Raw genomic sequence first — 15,485 nt, 5'->3', positions numbered from 1 at the left:
AGGGCGGTGATTGTAACCAGAGGTGGTGGATCTTCACACTGTCTGAGGTGGGCTGGGGGTTGGGTGCATACCCGTTGCTGCGGTAATAGCTGATATCGGCTCGATGAGGCCAAACACTATCCCTGTCAGATAGATTTCCAAAGACCTTGAAAGGGCTAGTCCTTAAAGCGAATTTCCTGATAGCGCGGCACTGCCAGGTGCCAGGCAATATTCCCGCGCCATTGGTTTTGCACGGCTTGGGCGCACATCATCAGTTGTTGCACCGATTGCTCGTCATAGCCATAGCTTGCCAGGCATTCGGGCAACCGTTTCCGGGCATCGGTAAACGCATGCGCCCACTGATCAATGCGTCGGGATACTTCGCGGGCAGCCTCGTCGGGGGAGTAACCCTGGGTGTGCCGCAGATGGGTCAGCAAGTTATAGATGTCGTCATCGGGGTCTTCCATGATTCGAAACGAGAGTAAATCGTTGACAGCCTTCAAGAGGTTCAGCGCCAGCAAGCACAGTTCCTGCCAAGGCTTGCTGTAGTAGAGGGCGGTGGGCAGGTAAATATTCTGTGCCCAGTAGGTGAATTCGAGGCAAACCTGGAAGCCTCCGGCGTTCCGCCAAAGGCTATCGTAGCCTTCGATTCCAGGCTGGGTTCGATGAATTCGATGCATTAACGCAGTCGTACAGGGCGCGATATAGGAGGCATAGCTCTCGCCAGCCCGTTCTTTCCAGAGAGGCGGTGCCAAGCGTGCGGAGCGCCTTATTATATCCTTGAGCCCCGAGGCCAGCGGCCCGGATTGAGGGGCGGAGCATGTGAACGCACTGCTATGAACTGCGCGAAGCAGGTGTTCCAGCATTTGGGGGTCCTTGCAGTCTTCGTCTGCAAGATCGTCCTGGCAACTGAACCACCCCACCACGTCTGACAAAATGAACAACAGGTCCCGCGGCGCGTCTGGCCACATATAGCCGGCATAGGTGCCTGGAATGTAAATATCCAATTGGCGCGCTGCGCGCGGCGTATCTTCCAGGCCAATGCTCTTGAGCCAATGACGCGTGTGCGATTGTGCTTCTTCGGCGTAAGGGTTTAGCGGGTAATCTGCTTCAGCCAGCCAGCGAGGGAGGTCAAAAGCCCCGGCGTTTGATGGTGTTTGAGGGGGCTGCTTCGATTTAGGCGCCCAACCTTTGATGCCTGCGGCCCCGGCGCCCAATACGATGGTACGCAACCAAACCGTGAATGTTTTTGGGGCGTGTTGCAGCTCATCCTGTAATTGTTCACTCTCCACCCAGCGCCATGCTTTAGCTTCGTCCGGATTGGCAACTGGATCCGTTGCACAGCAACCTACGAACACATGATCGTATTCATATTCAGTCATGGTTTGCGACACGCTTTCTCGATAAACCAGCGTGGAGTGTGACTCCAGCTCGCAGGTCAGCCCCATCTCTTCATATAACCGGCGCCGTGCCGCGTCTGGCGTCGTCTCGCCCTGGCGCGGGTGCCCGCAACAGGTGTTACTCCACAGCCCGGGCGAGTGGTATTTAGTGTCTGCCCTCTGTTGCAGTAACAGTCTGGAGTGGCGGTCAAAAATGAATATTGAAAAAGCCCGGTGCAGTAGCCCTTCTTCATGCACCTGTTGTTTACCCGCGAAACCTGTTGGTTGATCATTCTCGTCAACCAGAATGAGGACGTCTTCCATAGCCGCTCTCCTGAGCTGTATATGCAGGACGGTAAAGCGGTCCATTTCAAGGGTGTGTGGCACGTTGAGTGTGAGAGCTTAGAGGGAGTGAGCGGTGATTGGTTATATTTATTTGAACTCGAATGTATATCAAAAAAATCGAAAGAAGTTATCCGCTTTTGCAGAAGTCCGCTACGTTTAAAACACTGTTCCTCGTAAAGTGGTGTCCGTTTCAGTTCCGGTCTTTTACGTCTAGAAAATCCAGGTGCGGCCAGGCAGGTAACACTGCGCTTACCTTGCGCCTCGCTCACAACTAGAGGCCGCAACGATGATCACTGCCGACGTGCTGACCGAAAAATCTGACTATGAAGTAGCTAAAACCCACTGGCGCGAGGCGTTTGAGTACCAGGCGCATGTGGGTGGCAAGAAAGTGCGCACTGCTATTGCCGTGGCACTGTCAGCTGTCTATAAACTTGCACCCCATCAGACAGCTGTTCTTTGCGAAGCCATTGAACTTATCAACACCTCCACGCTAATCCATGACGATGTGCTGGATGGCGATCTTGTTCGCCGTGGGCTTCCTTCTGTGTGGGCCAAATTCGGTGTTGAAGTTGCGCTGAATTCCGGCATGTGTGGCTACCTTGCCGGCCTGCAACTCCTTGCGAAGTCATTCAATGTAGGCGTTCTACAGGCCGCGCTCACCAGTCTTGAGCGCTTACACGTGGGGCAGCACCTCGATTTACAGTTCAGCAATGGCGATGTTCTGCCGACCAGGGAGGAATATGAATTAATTGCTCAAGCCAATACTGGGTGCCTGTTTGTTTTTCTGCTGGATGCGTGTCAGTGTCTGACGCCGATAGATGAAGCCACCTACCAGGAACTCAACGTATTACTGCTCGAACTGGCTGTCTATTACCGTTATGTGAATGACTATTCAGATGTCAATCATATTCCGCATTACGAAAAAAAAGGATTCGCACCCGATCTTGAAGGCGGACCCAAGTCAATTTTAATGATTCTTGCCAATGACGCATTGAGTAAAGGCAAAAAAACCAACGCCCAGAAGAACCAAATAATCAAAGCCTATGGCCGCACCGGCGTATTTGATGCCGCCTTGGCGTTAATAGACACTACCTACTTAGCGATTGAACATCGCCTTGAAACCCTTATGCGTGTTCATCCAGAACATGACCTATGTCCTTTAAAGTCGGTGTTGAAAGAAATTCGATTTGAGCATGGCCCAGCGGATAACTACTATCAGCAGCTCCTGGCCGGCGGTCGTCCGCTACAGCGGACAACCTGAGGTCACGGGAATTAAGGCTTTACTGGTCCAGCGCGCTCAAAATCGCGTGAGCCACCTTGACCCGCTCCGCATTCGGGTAGTTCTTGTTCGCCAGGATCACCACGCCAATGTCCTTGCTCGGCACATACGCCACGTAGGCGCCAAACCCGCCGGTAGAGCCGGTTTTGTTAAACAGCACGTCAGCCGTTTGCGCCTTGGCCGGTGTCAGCCAATTGACCGTGTGCGGCTGCATGGCCATTTCGGTCGAATTGCCCTCCAGCAACGCTTGCAGCGTGACCGGATACGGGTAGGACTCCCACGCCAGGCCCTGGGTCATGCCATTGACGGTGTAATAACCGGTGTGGGTGGCGGCGATGGCTTGTTGCAGCGGTTTTTCCAGGGTGTCCGGGTGCATGTTCGCGATCACATAGCGGGCCATGTCCTGGGTGCTGGTCTTTATGCCGTAGGCTTCGCTGTCCAGTGCGCCGGGGCTGACGCGTACGGGCTTTCGCGCCTTGTCGTAGCCTTGGGCGTACTGGGCTGATTTGTCGGCAGGCACGCTGACGTAAGTGTTCTTCAGCCCCAGTTTCGGCAACAGGGTCTGCTCCATGGCAACGTTGAACGGCTGGCCCAGGCTGTGTGCGGCCAGGTAGCCGAACAGGCCAATGCTCGGGTTGGAATACAGGCGCTGCGTGCCGGGGGCAAATGTGGGTTTCCACTGCTGGAAGTAACCGAGCATGGACGCGGCGTTGTCGGCGGCATCGGGAAACTGCAAGGGCAGGCCACCGGCGGTATAGGTCGCCAACTGCAACAGACTTATGTTGCCAATGGTGCTGCCCTTCAAGCTGGCCAGGTGTTCGACGGCGGTGTCCGACAGCTTGAGTTTTCCGGTGGCCTGGGCATAACCGCCGAGTGTGGCGGTGAAGGTTTTGCTCACCGAGCCGATTTCAAACAAGGTGTCTTCGGTCACCGGCTGCTGGGTGTCGGTGGCGGCGACGCCGTAATTAAAGTATTGCACCTGGCCTTTGTGCACCACGGCAACTGACAGGCCGGGGATGGCTTGCTGCTTCATCAGCGGTTCAATGCGGCCGTCTACCAGCGTGCGCAAGTCAGTGGCTGCCATGCAGCTGCCGGACGCAAGCAATAACGCCGACATCAGCATTTTTTGTAGGTTGTGTTTCATGGTGATTCGCTTCCCTGTAAAGAATGTACTGACGATCAAGGCCTGCGCAGGCGTGGCAAATCTAAGTGGCTTTTGTGCGTGCGGCAAACGATCATATCTCGCACCTGCCATTAGAAAAATTAAGGGCTCAGCATGCTACGTTCCCATTTGCCCCTCAATGCCTTGCGCGCCTTTGAGGCGTCGGCCCGCCATTTAAGCTTTACGCGGGCGGCTATCGAATTGTGCGTGACCCAGGCGGCGGTCAGCCATCAGGTGAAAAGCCTGGAGGCGCAACTCAATGTCACGCTGTTCAAACGCTTGCCACGCGGCCTGATGCTCACCAGCGAAGGGGAGACGTTGCTGCCGGTGGTGCGTGAGTCGTTTGATCGCATCGCCCAAACCCTCAGCCAGTTCGAGGGCGGGCATTATCGCGAAGTGCTGACGGTGGGCGCGGTAGGCACGTTTGCCGTGGGCTGGTTGCTGCCGCGCTTGCCGGACTTTCAGGCGCGGTATCCGTTTATCGACTTGCGCCTGTCCACCCACAACAACCGGGTAGACGTGGCCGCGGAAGGCCTCGACTACGCGATTCGTTTCGGTGCCGGCGCCTGGCATGGCACCGACGCCTGCGTACTGCTGGAAGCGCCGTTGACGGTACTGTGCGTACCTGCGATTGCCGAACAACTGCACACACCGGCCGACTTGCTGAAACACACCTTGCTGCGCTCCTACCGCGCCGATGAATGGACGCAGTGGTTTCAGGCTGCCGGCTTGCCCGCCGACACTCCTGTACCGCGCAGCGTTATGTTCGACTCGTCGCTGGCGATGATGGAAGCCGCACTGCAAGGCATCGGCGTGGCCTTGGCGCCAGCGATGATGTTCTCGCGCCAGCTGGAAAGTGACGGGATTCGCCAGCCGTTCGACGTCGGTATTACCACCGGCAGCTATTGGCTGACACGTTTGCAGTCGCGGGCAGAAACCTCGGCGATGACGGCGTTCAAGGGGTGGTTGCAAGCCGCATCCACGCAACCCTGACCCGCTCGGTCAGGACAGGTCGTGCAGGGCCTTGCCATTCGGCGCACTCACGTGCTATTCGGAAAAGCTTACCTCCAGGCCGCCGCGTTCCGGCGTGCAGCAATAAGGCCCGACCTGATAGGACGCCGCGACCTTGAAGGGCGCCAGACGCACAAGCGGCCAGTGCACGCCGTCCACTGAAACCTGCACGCGCAACACGCCTTTAGTCACCGTCGCCCGAATCCAGAACGCCTGCGGGTCGCCGGGGAATGTGCCAGTGGCCCAGTCTGAAACCTCGTCGGTCAGCACGCTGCTCAACAGCGTTGTACCGTCGGACAGTTCCGCGCCGATCTTTACCCAGTGCGCTTCATCCACTCGCACCATCAACCCGGCCTGGTCGTACAACTGCTCGAAGCTGGCCTCGATTTTCATTTGCGCCGTAAAGTCGCCCGCGGTCTGCACACAAAAAAAATGGCCGTTGTCGCGGGTGAAACCGTAGTGGGTTTCGCGCCAGAAGTCGGTGTGGGCGTCGGTGGTGACCGTGAGTCGATCATCACTGCGGGTCCATTGCTGAGGCGGATTAAGCCAGGTGGCCTGTTCAAACATGGAGAGAGCTCCTTGTGATTAAGAGGATTTTTGCTGCTTATTTTTGAAACATAATGAAACATTTGCCTGACGCCAATGCTCTACCGTTTCTCCAGTACTGAGTTCATCCATGAAGACCCCGCGCCCCTCTGACCGCATTCCCCACCTCACGCAATTGCGAAACCTGAAGATGGCGCGTTCCGCCCACGCCTATGTACGTGGCAGCACTGTGCAATTCTACGAATGGCTGCACAGCCAGTCCGGCCGCCGTTTGCCCCATGGGCCGGCGATCTGGATCTGCGGTGATTGCCACGCCGGCAACCTCGGCCCGACGGGTGACACCAAGGGCCGCATCGACATGCATATCCGCGACCTCGATCAAACCGTAATCGGCAACCCGGCCCACGACCTGGTGCGCCTGGCGCTGTCCCTGGCCACCGCCGCGCGAGGCTCGGATTTACCCGGCGTGACCACGGCGCGCATGCTCGAAGAAATGATGGTGGGCTACGAACAAGCCTTCAAGGATAAGCCCGACGAAGCGCCGCCGCGCCCGTCCCAGGTCAAGGCGAGCATGCGCAGCGCGGTGGAGCGCACATGGAAAAGCCTGGCGCAGGAACGAATTGATAACGCGCGCCCGACGATTCCCTTGGGCAAGCATTTCTGGTCGATGTCCCGCGCCGAAAAGGCCGCGCTCAAAACCCTCTGCGCGTCTGATGAACTCCATCAATTGGTCACCTCACTCAAGGGCCGCCCCAAAGACGCCAGGGTCGAACTGCTCGACTCGGCGTATTGGGTCAAGGGCTGCAGTTCACTTGGCCTGTTGCGCTACGCGGCCCTGCTCGGCGTGGGTGACAAGGACGATCAGGAATACTGCCTGATCGACATCAAGGAAGCCGTCGGCGCCGCCGCACCCCGCACCGCACGGGCAAAGATGCCTCGGGACAACAGCCGTCGGGTAGTGGAGGGCGCACGCCAACTGTCACCGGGCCTGGGCGAGCGCATGCTGGCCACACGGTTTCTGGATCATGGTTTTTTCATCCGAGAATTACTGCCCCAGGACATGAAACTTGAGCTGGATGAGTTGAGCGAAATTGACGCCATGCACGCCGCCGGCTACCTCGCCCGCGTCGTCGGCATCGCCCATGCCCGGCAAATGGACCGCGCGGCCCGCAAGGACTGGATGGCCGTGCTGCAGGAAAACCGCTCCCGGCAACTGGATGCGCCGTCGTGGCTATGGACCAGCGTGGTGCAATTGGTGGGCAGCCATGAGCAGGGCTACCTCAATCATTGCCGGCGGTATGCGCTGGAACACTGACCTGCAAGGCACTGAAGATTAATGTGGGAGCTGGCTTGCCTGCGACGGCCATAGGTATCTACACAACTTCTAGAGGCTGGCGAATCTCTCTGTGGCGAGCGGGCTTGTCCCGCGTTGGGTTGCGAAGCGGCCCCAAAACCAGCGGCCGAGGAGTATCTGACTCACCGCATTCATCCCTTTCAGGGTCGCTTCGCAACCCAACGCGGGGCAAGCCCGCTCGCCACAGGGACAGTGTTCGCCCTTAACGGGCCGTTATCAGCCAGATATAGCCGGCTCCTAAAGACCTTGAAAGGGCCAGCTCCCACAGTTGGATTACCTTTAGGCCAGATATTTGCGGAACCAGCCCAACGTTCGGTCCCAAGCCAGATTGGCTGCCGCTTCGTCATACCGTGGCGTCGAGTCGTTGTGGAAGCCGTGGTTGGCGCCTTTGTAGATATAAGCCTCATACGTCGTACACGCCGCTTTCAGCGCCTTTTCATATGGCGGCCAACCTTCGTTGATCCGCGTGTCCAGCTCGCCGTAATGCAGCATGATCGGCGCCTTGATGCGCGGCACGTCCTTGGCGTCCGGTTGCCGGCCATAAAACGACACTGCCGCGCCCAATTCCGGGTACGCCACTGCCGCCGCATTGGTCACGCCGCCGCCGTAGCAGAAGCCGGTGATCCCGACTTTGCCGGTGCTGCTGTCGTGGTGCATCAGCCATTCGATGGCGGCGAAGAAGTCGTTCATGAGTTTTTCAGGATCGACTTTCTGTTGCAGCTCCACGCCTTTCTCATCGTTGCCGGGGTAGCCGCCCACGGAGGTTAAACCGTCGGGCGCCAAGGCGATAAAGCCGGCTTTGGCCAGGCGTCGGGCGACGTCTTCGATGTAGGGGTTCAGGCCACGGTTTTCATGCACCACCACCACGGCGGGTAATTTGCCGGGGGCCTTGGCCGGGCGCACGAGGTAGGCGCGCACGGTGCCGTTGCCTTTGGGCGAGGGGTAGGTGATGTAGTCGGCGACGATGTCCGGGTCGGTGAATTTGACCTGTTCAGCCAGCGCGTAGTTGGGGCTCAGTGACGCGAGCAGCGCCGAGGCGGTGAGGCCGCCAAAGGTGAACAGCGCGGCGCGGTCGAGGAATTCGCGGCGGTTGATCTTGCCGTGGGCGTAGCCGTCGTAGAGTTCCAGCAGTTCGGGAGCAAAGTCTTTCGCGGTGAGACGAGTCATCGGTGCAATCCTCGATTAGCGGTGGCAGTCAATGTAGACCAGGTTCAGCCCTCGCGGCCATGGGCGGCGTCCGACAAGTGCCGGGTGTCGACGCGCACGAACACCGAATCGCCGATTGCGGTCAGTACGTCGCCCGCGTACACCTCACAGACCACGCGGGTTTTGCGCCCCACGTCGCCTTCGACCCGCGCGCGCAAGGTCAGTGGAACACCCATGGGCGTCGGCTTGATGAATTTGATGCCGAGGTTGCCGGTGACGCAGTCGATGCGCGGCAGGCTGCCGGGCTCGCGGTTTTCGGCTTGATAGTGATAGGCCATGGCGGTCCAGTTCGAATGGCAGTCGACCAACATGGCGATCAAGCCGCCGTAAACCAGGTCGGGCCAGCCGCTGTACTGGGGTTGCGGCTGGTGCTCGGCGATCAGGTGAATGCGGTCTTCATCCCAATGGCTCTTGATGTGCAGGCCGTGCGGGTTGCTGCTTCCGCAGCCGTAGCAGACGCCTTGCGGCGCGGCAATGTCCTGTAGCGAAGCAGTGTGCATACGCAGTCCTTTTTGTTCCGGGGCGACTACTCTGTGTAGCAGGACACGCGCCAAATGTGAATAAACCCCCGGTATGAGGTGTTAGCTCAGTACCTGTGTCCTGCCCGTTATGGAGCGTTGCATGAAGCCTTTCGTTTACCTGGCCATCCTTCTCGGTTTTTGCACCAGCGCCCATGCGGTGGAATACCGCGACGTCAACCGCACCGCCAGCCAGATCAGCTTTACCTACAAGCAATTGGGGCAGCGCGTGTATGGCACGTTCAGCGAGTTCGAAGGCACGTTGACCTTTGACACGCAAAAGCCCGAGGTGGGGCATGCGTTGCTGAAGATCCAGCTGGCGAGCATCGATGCCGGCAGCCCCGACGCCAACGACGAACTGCAGCGCGCCTCCTGGTTTGATACCGCGACTTACCCGGTGGGCGTGTATGAGTCCACGGGCGTCACGCCACTGGGCGATAACCACTTCAGGATCAGCGGCAACCTGACCATCAAAGGCACCACGCGCCCGGTGGACGTAGACGTCGTGCTCAAGGAGCAAGGCGGCATCGGTGTGTTCGACGGTGAGCTGATCCTAAAGCGCGGCGACTTCAAGATCGGCGAGGGGGAATGGGCCGGCAACAGCGTGGTGTCGAATGACATCAACATCAAATTCAAGATGGTCGCGCCACAACGCTAGCGGGCGAACCGCTTCGCGCCGGCCACGCAGCCGATCACCGCGACTGTCACCAGCAGCATGCCGGGGCTCACCTGTTCGTGCAGCAAGCCCGCCGCCAGCGCCAGGCCGAAGAACGGTTGCAGCAACTGCAGTTGGCCAACAGCGGCAATACCGCCCTGAGCCAGGCCGCGGTACCAAAATACAAAGCCGATCAACATGCTGAACAGCGCCACGTAACCCAGGCTCAGCCAGGCGGGCAGGCTGATGCCGGTGAAACTCGACGGCGCCCGCAACACGCTCAAGGGCGCCACCACCGGCAACGACACCACCAGCGCCCAGCAAATCACCTGCCATCCGCCCAGGCTGCGCGACAGCCTGGCACCTTCGGCGTAGCCCAGGCCGCACACCAGAATCGCCAGCAGCATTAGTAAATCCTCGGCGGGCGCGGCGCTCAGGCCCTGGGCGAACGCATACGCCATCACCAGCCCACTGCCCAGCACGGAAAACAGCCAGAACACCGGGCGCGGCCGCTCACCGCCACGCAGCACGCCAAACAGCGCCGTGGCCAGCGGTAGCAGGCCGACAAACACGATGGAATGCGCCGAGGTGACGTATTGCAGCGCGAGGGCGGTGAGCAGGGGGAAACCAATCACTACGCCAAGCGCGACGATCACCAGCGATGCCCATTGATCACGCGCGGGGCGTTTTTGCTTGAACAGCCCCAGCAGGCACAGCCCCAACACCGCAGCGATGGCGGCGCGGATCATGGTGAGAAACACCGGGTCGAACTCCATCACCGCCAGGCGCGTGGCCGGTAATGAGCCGCTGAAAATCACCACGCCGATGAAGCCGTTGATCCAGCCTTGAGTGCTGGCGTCCAGCGTGTTGATCCGTGACGTGCGATCCATGGGCAGCGGCCTGAAAAAGAGAAGTTGCGTGCCCGGCATCCTAAGGTTGAAGATTAAGACAATCAAAAAATTGTCATGGATACATCGCCCATGCCCCGCGCCCGTTACAAAACCCTGGTCGACTCGTTTGCCCAAGCTATCCGCTCGGGGCAGATGCCGCCCGGTACGCGCCTGCCGACGCACCGCCAATTGGCCGCCGACCACGGCCTGGCGCTGGTGACTGCCAGCCGCGTGTACACCGAGCTTGAGGCCATGGGCCTGGTCAGTGGCGAAACCGGCCGTGGCACGTTCGTGCGTGAAATCTCGTTGCCGCCGGGGCAGGGCAGTGGGCAGATGCGCTTGGCGACGGGCATGCTCGACCTCAATTTCAATTACCCCTCGCTGCCCGGCCAGGCTGACTTGCTGCGCACAGCGTTGCGCCAATTGGCGCTGTCCGGCGACCTGGAAGCCCTGCTGCGTTACCAGCCTCATGCCGGCCGCTTGCACGAGCGTGCGGCCGTGGCGCGGCACTTGTTGAGTCGCGGGCTGACGGTGGACGGCGAACAGGTGCTGGTGGTCAGTGGCGCCCAACACGGTTTGGCGGTGACGATGATGGCGCTGCTCAAACCCGGCGATGTGATCGCCGTGGATGCCCTGACGTATTCAGGTTTCAAGGTGCTGGCTGAAACCCTGCACCTGGAAATCGTCGCCATCCCGGTCACGCCCGGCGGCCCCGACCTGGAGTTTCTGCGCAGCCTGTGCCGCAAGCGCCCGGTGCGCGCGGTGTACAGCATTCCCACCTTGCACAACCCGCTCGGCTGGGTGATGAGCCTGCCGCAACGTGAGGCGTTGGTTTCAATCGCCCGCCAGCACAACCTGATGATTATTGAAGACGCGGCCTACGCGTTTCTCGCCGCCGATGCGCCACCGCCGCTCGCCACCCTGGCGCCGGAATGCACGGTGTACGTCGGTGGGCTGTCCAAAAGCGTTGCCACGGGCTTGCGGGTCGGGTTTATAGCGGCGCCGGCGGCGTGGGTGAAACGGTTGGAACGCACGATCATGGCCACCACCTGGAACGTGCCCGGCGTGATGAGTGCCATCGCCGTGGCCTGGATCGAGGACGGCACTGTCGCACAGCTGGAGGCGCAAAAACGCGCGGATGCCCAGGCGCGACAAGCGCTGGCGGCACAGGTATTGAACGGGGTGGATTACATCAGTCATCCATCGTCGTACTTTCTGTGGCTGCCCTTGGCGGAAGACGCTCGGGCGGATCAGATTGCGATGGCGTTGCAGCGGCAGAACATTTCGGTGTCCACCGCCGAGCCCTTTGCGGTCTCGGCGTACGTGCCCCATGCGTTGCGCCTGGCGCTAGGCTCGGTCGAGATGCCGGCCTTGCGCGAGGCGCTGGTGAAGGTGCGCGGGGTGGTGGCTTGGTGAGTCGGGCTTAATCAGTATTTGTAAGCCTGACGGCCGATCAGGATCCACTTGCCTTTTTGCTTCTGCCACACCTGAAAGTTGTCGATGTCGGTAGGCGTATCGACGCCACTGTTCACCGCCAGCGCGTGAAAGTGGTTACGCACCAGGGCGGTGTCGCCGTCCAGGGTGATGGTCTGGTTTTGCATTTCGAGAGTTTTAAAAGCGCTGGTGTGTGTTTCAAGGTCAGCGATAAATTGCGCTTTGTTCTGCACTTTGCCGCTGGAGTGACCGTAGGTGAGTTTCTCCGACGTCAGCGCATGCAGCTGCTTGAGGTCCAGGTGCAGCATGGCTTGGGTCAGTTGGTCGACCGCCTGGGCCACCTCTTTCTCGGCGGGGGCCGGCGCAGCGGCGACGTAGCCGGTGAACAGGCACAGAAAACCGATCAGCACTTTGACGTTTTGCATGGGTGTTTCCTTATTCTTGTTAGGGGCGTAGACGACCGCTTGAGTCGTCGTACAACCATGCAATACTTCCATTGGGGAAGGAAAGTAAAATTTCGACATATCTTGAAAAGGTAAGCTTTTAAGGTGTTTTAAGCGGCGATTTTTCTTGTACGACGTCTCAACACATCTATTTTTTACTGCCGGGCCTCTTCGTGACTTCCTGCTCCCCTGGCTCATCGCTATGCTATCGCCAAAATAACAAACCGTCGGAGGGACAAAATGGAATTTGATTGGCACAGCGAAGCCATTACGCGCGCCACCCCGGTGACTCCCCACTACAAAAACACCCAAAACGTGCGCCGTTTCATGCTTGAACACTGCGGTCCCCGGTTTAAGTTCGACCGGCCTTTTATGGCCTGGATTCGCAACGGCGTGCCGAAGACCCTGGGTGATGTCGTGGATGAGTGGCAACGTCGACATTCGGAACCAACACCATGACCCGCGATGAAAAATACCAGGCTGTGCAGCAGCGCATCGGCTACCAATTGGACGAATTGAAGATTGGCGGCAACATGATCGCCGTCTCCCACGGCTGAGTGGCCCATGATTACCCAAGGTATGGCGGAGTTGACCGACTACGGCGTCACGTTGGCGCCGGGCCTGTTGCTGTTTGGCCTGTGGTTTGCACTCACGCCCAGGTCGATGACGGCGCTGCGCATTATGATTTTGCTGGCGGCCTTTGTGTTGATGCGCGACGTGATGACGCCGCTGGGTATGTGGGCGCTCAGTCGCGAGGTGCAGGTTGCGTTCAGCGCCAACGCCTTTGTATTGGCGATGCTGGGCGGGCTTTCAGTGGTGCTGATCATGCTGCTCTCACGGCTCGCGCCGGAGCTGTGGCGGCTGATGCGCTGGACGGTCGGCAACCCGGCCGTTGGCATACTCGTGGGGCTGGCGGTGGGGTGTTTGATCGGTGTGCCATTGCGGGTTTACCAGGGCATCGAGGGGTCGGCGATTCATGGTTACTGGGTCTGGCTGCCGGGCATGGTGGTGTTGGCCTATGGCGCCAATGCGCTGGAAGAGGTGTTGTTTCGCGGGTTTTTGCAGGGTTACCTGGAGCAGCAAATTACCCCCTTGCGGGCGGCGTTGATCAGCGGGGTGGCGTTTGCGGCGTGCCACACGTTCCTGGCACTGAGCGTGACGCAACTGGGCTGGCCGGTGCTGCTGTTTACCCTGGTTGAAGGGTTGGCGTGTGCACTGGTGCGCATGCGCTACGGCGTGCTGGCGGCAATGCTTGCCCACGGCACGGCCATATTGCTGATTGCCGTGCCCCTCATCACCAGATTTTAAATACAGGTGAATGTGGGAGGGGGTTGCTCAGGAGGGCGATCTGCCAGTGGCAACTATGCCGGCTGATCCACCGCATTCGCGAGCAAGCCCGCTCCCACATTTGATTGCATTTCAAGTCAGGGACGGAAAACTGAACGCGGGCAAAATGTGGGAGCGGGCTTGCTCGCGAATGCGGTCTGTCACCCACAAATTGGCCCACTGATCCACCACTATCCCAAGCCAGCTTCCTACATTTTTCCCCCTATTTACTTAGCCCGCTGACAGCGGCGGTGTGCGTGGAGGAATCTGGCGTTTGTTGCCGGTGGCTTCGAATGCTGATGCAAATCTAAGCAGCGCCGAATCGTCATAAGCACGCCCGGCAAATGTCAGCCCCACTGGCATGCCGATATCGGCCATCACGCCCATCGGTACAGTGACTGTCGGCACGCCGAGGTGGCGTATGGCGAGGTTGCCGTTGGCGACCCAGACGCCGTTGCTCCAGGCGATATCAGCCGAGGCTTCGTTGACATCCGCATCCGCCGGGCCCACATCGGCCACGGTTGGAAACAGCACGGCATCCAGCCCCAGCGTGTCCATCCAGTCTTCCAGGTCCAGGCGGCGGGTGTGTTCAAGGCCGCGCAGGCCGTCGGGCAGGGTGGTGATCTCGTTCCACGGCGTAATGCCACGCTCGGCCATGCGCACGTATTCGTCCATGCCGGCGGCCAGGTCGTCTTCGCGGTTGGGCAGGGTGCCGGGGTCGTGGGGGAAGATGTTCGGCCCATCCACATCCGCCAGGCGGTTCAGCGTGGGGTCATCGTTGGCGCGCAGGAAATCATCGAACGCCCAAGCCGACAGTTCCCACAATTCATCGTGCAGAAACGCTTTGGAGACCAAACCACGGGTGAACACCGTCGGCGCGCCGGGGCGGTCGCCTTCGCAGTTGGAGACCAGCGGGAAATCCACCTCGATGACTTCAGCACCGGCGGCTTCAAGTGCCTGGCGTGCGGCTTGCCACAGGTCGATCACCGTGGCGCGGGTGTGGATCTTTTGCCCGGTCGGGCCGCCAATGCCGGGCTTTTCGCTGGTGCCCGCATCCGGGTCAGCATTGATGTACATGCGCGGTACGCCGAAGCGTTTGCCGGCGAGGGCTTCGCTGTTGACGGCCAGCTCAGCATACGACGCCGGGCGCACCGAGGCGACGCTCGGGATCGGCACCCAGGGTTGCAGGCGCCACAGGTCGCCACGGGTGTCGGGGTCTTCAGCGACCACCACGTCGAGCACTTCCAGCAGGTCGGCCATGGTGCGCGCGAACGGCACGACCACATCCATGGTCGGCGTCAACGGCCAGTTGCCGCGCACCGAGATCACTCCACGCGACGGCGTGTAGGCACACAAGCCATTGTTGGACGCCGGGCCGCGCCCGCTGGACCAGGTTTCTTCGGCCAGGCCGAACGCGGCGAAGCTTGCCGCCGTTGCAGTGCCAGCGCCATTGGACGAGCCCGAGGCGAACGGTGCCGTCAGGAAGTCTGCGTTGTAGGGGCTTTCTGCACGGCCATACACACCGCGCTGCATTCCGCCGTTGGCCATCGGCGGCATATTGGTCTTGCCCAGGCAGATGGCGCCGCCGGCGCGCAGGCGCTCGATGGTGAAGGCGTCGCGATGGGCGATGAGCTTGGCGAAGGCCGGGCTGCCGGATGCAGCGGTCAGGCCCTTCACCAGGTAGCTGTCTTTGGCAGTGTAGGGAATGCCATCCAGTGGCCCCAGAGTTTCGCCCTTGGCGCGGCGCGCATCGGACGCCTCGGCTTCCTTGAGGGCTTCGGGGTTGCGCACCACCACGGCGTTCAGCGCGGTGGCGGTCTGCGGGCCATCGTAGGCATCGATCCGCGCGAGGTACGCCTGGACCAGTTCAACGGCCGTGGTCTGGCCACTTTCAAGCGCAGCGCGCAATTGCGCAATGGAGACTTCGGTAACTTGCATCAGGTTTTTTTCGCCGCCTT

15 protein-coding genes are annotated in these 15,485 nt (G+C 60.0%); 7 read left to right on the top strand and 8 right to left on the bottom strand.

Features of this window, described 5'->3' with window-relative positions; translation table 11 throughout:
• Positions 1 to 155: 155 nt before the first annotated feature.
• Positions 156 to 1,682, bottom strand: a complete 1,527-nt coding sequence (idi, locus tag Q7C20_RS01680; RefSeq protein WP_375064773.1) for an isopentenyl-diphosphate Delta-isomerase — start codon at positions 1,680 to 1,682, stop codon at positions 156 to 158.
• Positions 1,683 to 1,989: 307 nt separating this feature from the next.
• Here idi and Q7C20_RS01675 point away from each other — a divergent pair, with 307 nt between their 5' ends.
• A complete protein-coding gene (locus tag Q7C20_RS01675) occupies positions 1,990 to 2,964 on the top strand; it encodes a polyprenyl synthetase family protein (protein ID WP_348057645.1) in 975 nt (324 codons plus the stop codon).
• Positions 2,965 to 2,983: 19 nt separating this feature from the next.
• Here Q7C20_RS01675 and ampC read toward each other — a convergent pair whose 3' ends face one another.
• Positions 2,984 to 4,126, bottom strand: a complete 1,143-nt coding sequence (gene ampC / locus Q7C20_RS01670) for a class C beta-lactamase (protein WP_375064770.1) — start codon at positions 4,124 to 4,126, stop codon at positions 2,984 to 2,986.
• A gap of 132 nt (positions 4,127 to 4,258) precedes the next feature.
• Between ampC and Q7C20_RS01665 the strand changes: the two genes are divergently transcribed.
• Entirely contained in the window at positions 4,259 to 5,137 is an 879-nt protein-coding gene (locus tag Q7C20_RS01665) for a LysR family transcriptional regulator (protein WP_348057649.1), read from the top strand.
• A 54-nt stretch (positions 5,138 to 5,191) separates the two neighbouring features.
• On the opposite strand, the gene Q7C20_RS01660 is transcribed toward Q7C20_RS01665, so the two are convergent.
• Positions 5,192 to 5,722, bottom strand: a complete 531-nt coding sequence (locus Q7C20_RS01660) for a DUF1349 domain-containing protein (RefSeq protein ID WP_375064768.1) — start codon at positions 5,720 to 5,722, stop codon at positions 5,192 to 5,194.
• Between the two features lie 109 nt (positions 5,723 to 5,831).
• Between Q7C20_RS01660 and Q7C20_RS01655 the strand changes: the two genes are divergently transcribed.
• Positions 5,832 to 7,016 carry a DUF2252 domain-containing protein gene (locus Q7C20_RS01655; protein ID WP_375064766.1) on the top strand — a complete coding sequence of 395 codons (1,185 nt, stop codon included), beginning with the start codon at positions 5,832 to 5,834 and terminating at the stop codon, positions 7,014 to 7,016.
• A gap of 318 nt (positions 7,017 to 7,334) precedes the next feature.
• Here Q7C20_RS01655 and yghX read toward each other — a convergent pair whose 3' ends face one another.
• Together yghX and Q7C20_RS01645 are read right to left on the bottom strand one after the other, a co-directional pair.
• Entirely contained in the window at positions 7,335 to 8,222 is an 888-nt protein-coding gene (gene yghX / locus Q7C20_RS01650; RefSeq protein ID WP_375064764.1) for a YghX family hydrolase, read from the bottom strand.
• Positions 8,223 to 8,266: 44 nt separating this feature from the next.
• Complete coding sequence (locus Q7C20_RS01645; RefSeq protein ID WP_348057657.1) at positions 8,267 to 8,761, bottom strand: PaaI family thioesterase; 495 nt, start codon at positions 8,759 to 8,761, stop codon at positions 8,267 to 8,269.
• Between the two features lie 121 nt (positions 8,762 to 8,882).
• On the opposite strand from Q7C20_RS01645, the gene Q7C20_RS01640 reads away from it, so the two are divergent.
• Positions 8,883 to 9,437, top strand: a complete 555-nt coding sequence (locus Q7C20_RS01640; protein ID WP_375064761.1) for a YceI family protein — start codon at positions 8,883 to 8,885, stop codon at positions 9,435 to 9,437.
• Here the strand turns inward: Q7C20_RS01640 and Q7C20_RS01635 are convergent.
• Positions 9,434 to 10,324 carry a DMT family transporter gene (locus Q7C20_RS01635; RefSeq protein WP_375064759.1) on the bottom strand — a complete coding sequence of 297 codons (891 nt, stop codon included), beginning with the start codon at positions 10,322 to 10,324 and terminating at the stop codon, positions 9,434 to 9,436. The two genes, Q7C20_RS01640 and Q7C20_RS01635, sit on opposite strands and share 4 nt — an antisense overlap.
• Positions 10,325 to 10,414: 90 nt before the next feature.
• On the opposite strand from Q7C20_RS01635, the gene Q7C20_RS01630 reads away from it, so the two are divergent.
• A complete protein-coding gene (locus Q7C20_RS01630) occupies positions 10,415 to 11,740 on the top strand; it encodes a PLP-dependent aminotransferase family protein (protein WP_375064757.1) in 1,326 nt (441 codons plus the stop codon).
• 11 nt (positions 11,741 to 11,751) lie between these two features.
• Here the strand turns inward: Q7C20_RS01630 and Q7C20_RS01625 are convergent, their stop codons facing one another.
• On the bottom strand, positions 11,752 to 12,183 hold the full coding sequence (locus Q7C20_RS01625; protein WP_348057665.1) for a nuclear transport factor 2 family protein: 432 nt from the start codon (positions 12,181 to 12,183) through the stop codon (positions 11,752 to 11,754).
• A gap of 258 nt (positions 12,184 to 12,441) precedes the next feature.
• Between Q7C20_RS01625 and Q7C20_RS01620 the strand changes: the two genes are divergently transcribed.
• Together Q7C20_RS01620 and Q7C20_RS01615 are read left to right on the top strand one after the other, a co-directional pair.
• Positions 12,442 to 12,660 (top strand): DUF6434 domain-containing protein, encoded by a 219-nt coding sequence (locus Q7C20_RS01620; RefSeq protein ID WP_375064755.1) that lies wholly within the window; start codon positions 12,442 to 12,444, stop codon positions 12,658 to 12,660.
• Between the two features lie 105 nt (positions 12,661 to 12,765).
• Positions 12,766 to 13,509 (top strand): CPBP family intramembrane glutamic endopeptidase, encoded by a 744-nt coding sequence (locus tag Q7C20_RS01615; RefSeq protein ID WP_375064753.1) that lies wholly within the window; start codon positions 12,766 to 12,768, stop codon positions 13,507 to 13,509.
• Positions 13,510 to 13,758: 249 nt separating this feature from the next.
• Here Q7C20_RS01615 and Q7C20_RS01610 read toward each other — a convergent pair whose 3' ends face one another.
• A complete protein-coding gene (locus Q7C20_RS01610; protein ID WP_375064851.1) occupies positions 13,759 to 15,468 on the bottom strand; it encodes an amidase in 1,710 nt (569 codons plus the stop codon).
• Positions 15,469 to 15,485 lie beyond the last annotated feature (17 nt).

The organism is Pseudomonas sp. AMR01 (genome assembly GCF_041946035.1).
GTDB lineage: Bacteria > Pseudomonadota > Gammaproteobacteria > Pseudomonadales > Pseudomonadaceae > Aquipseudomonas > Aquipseudomonas antarctica_B.
Note: the sequence above shows the minus strand (reverse complement) of the source record. Positions and strands in the feature narration are given on the sequence as shown.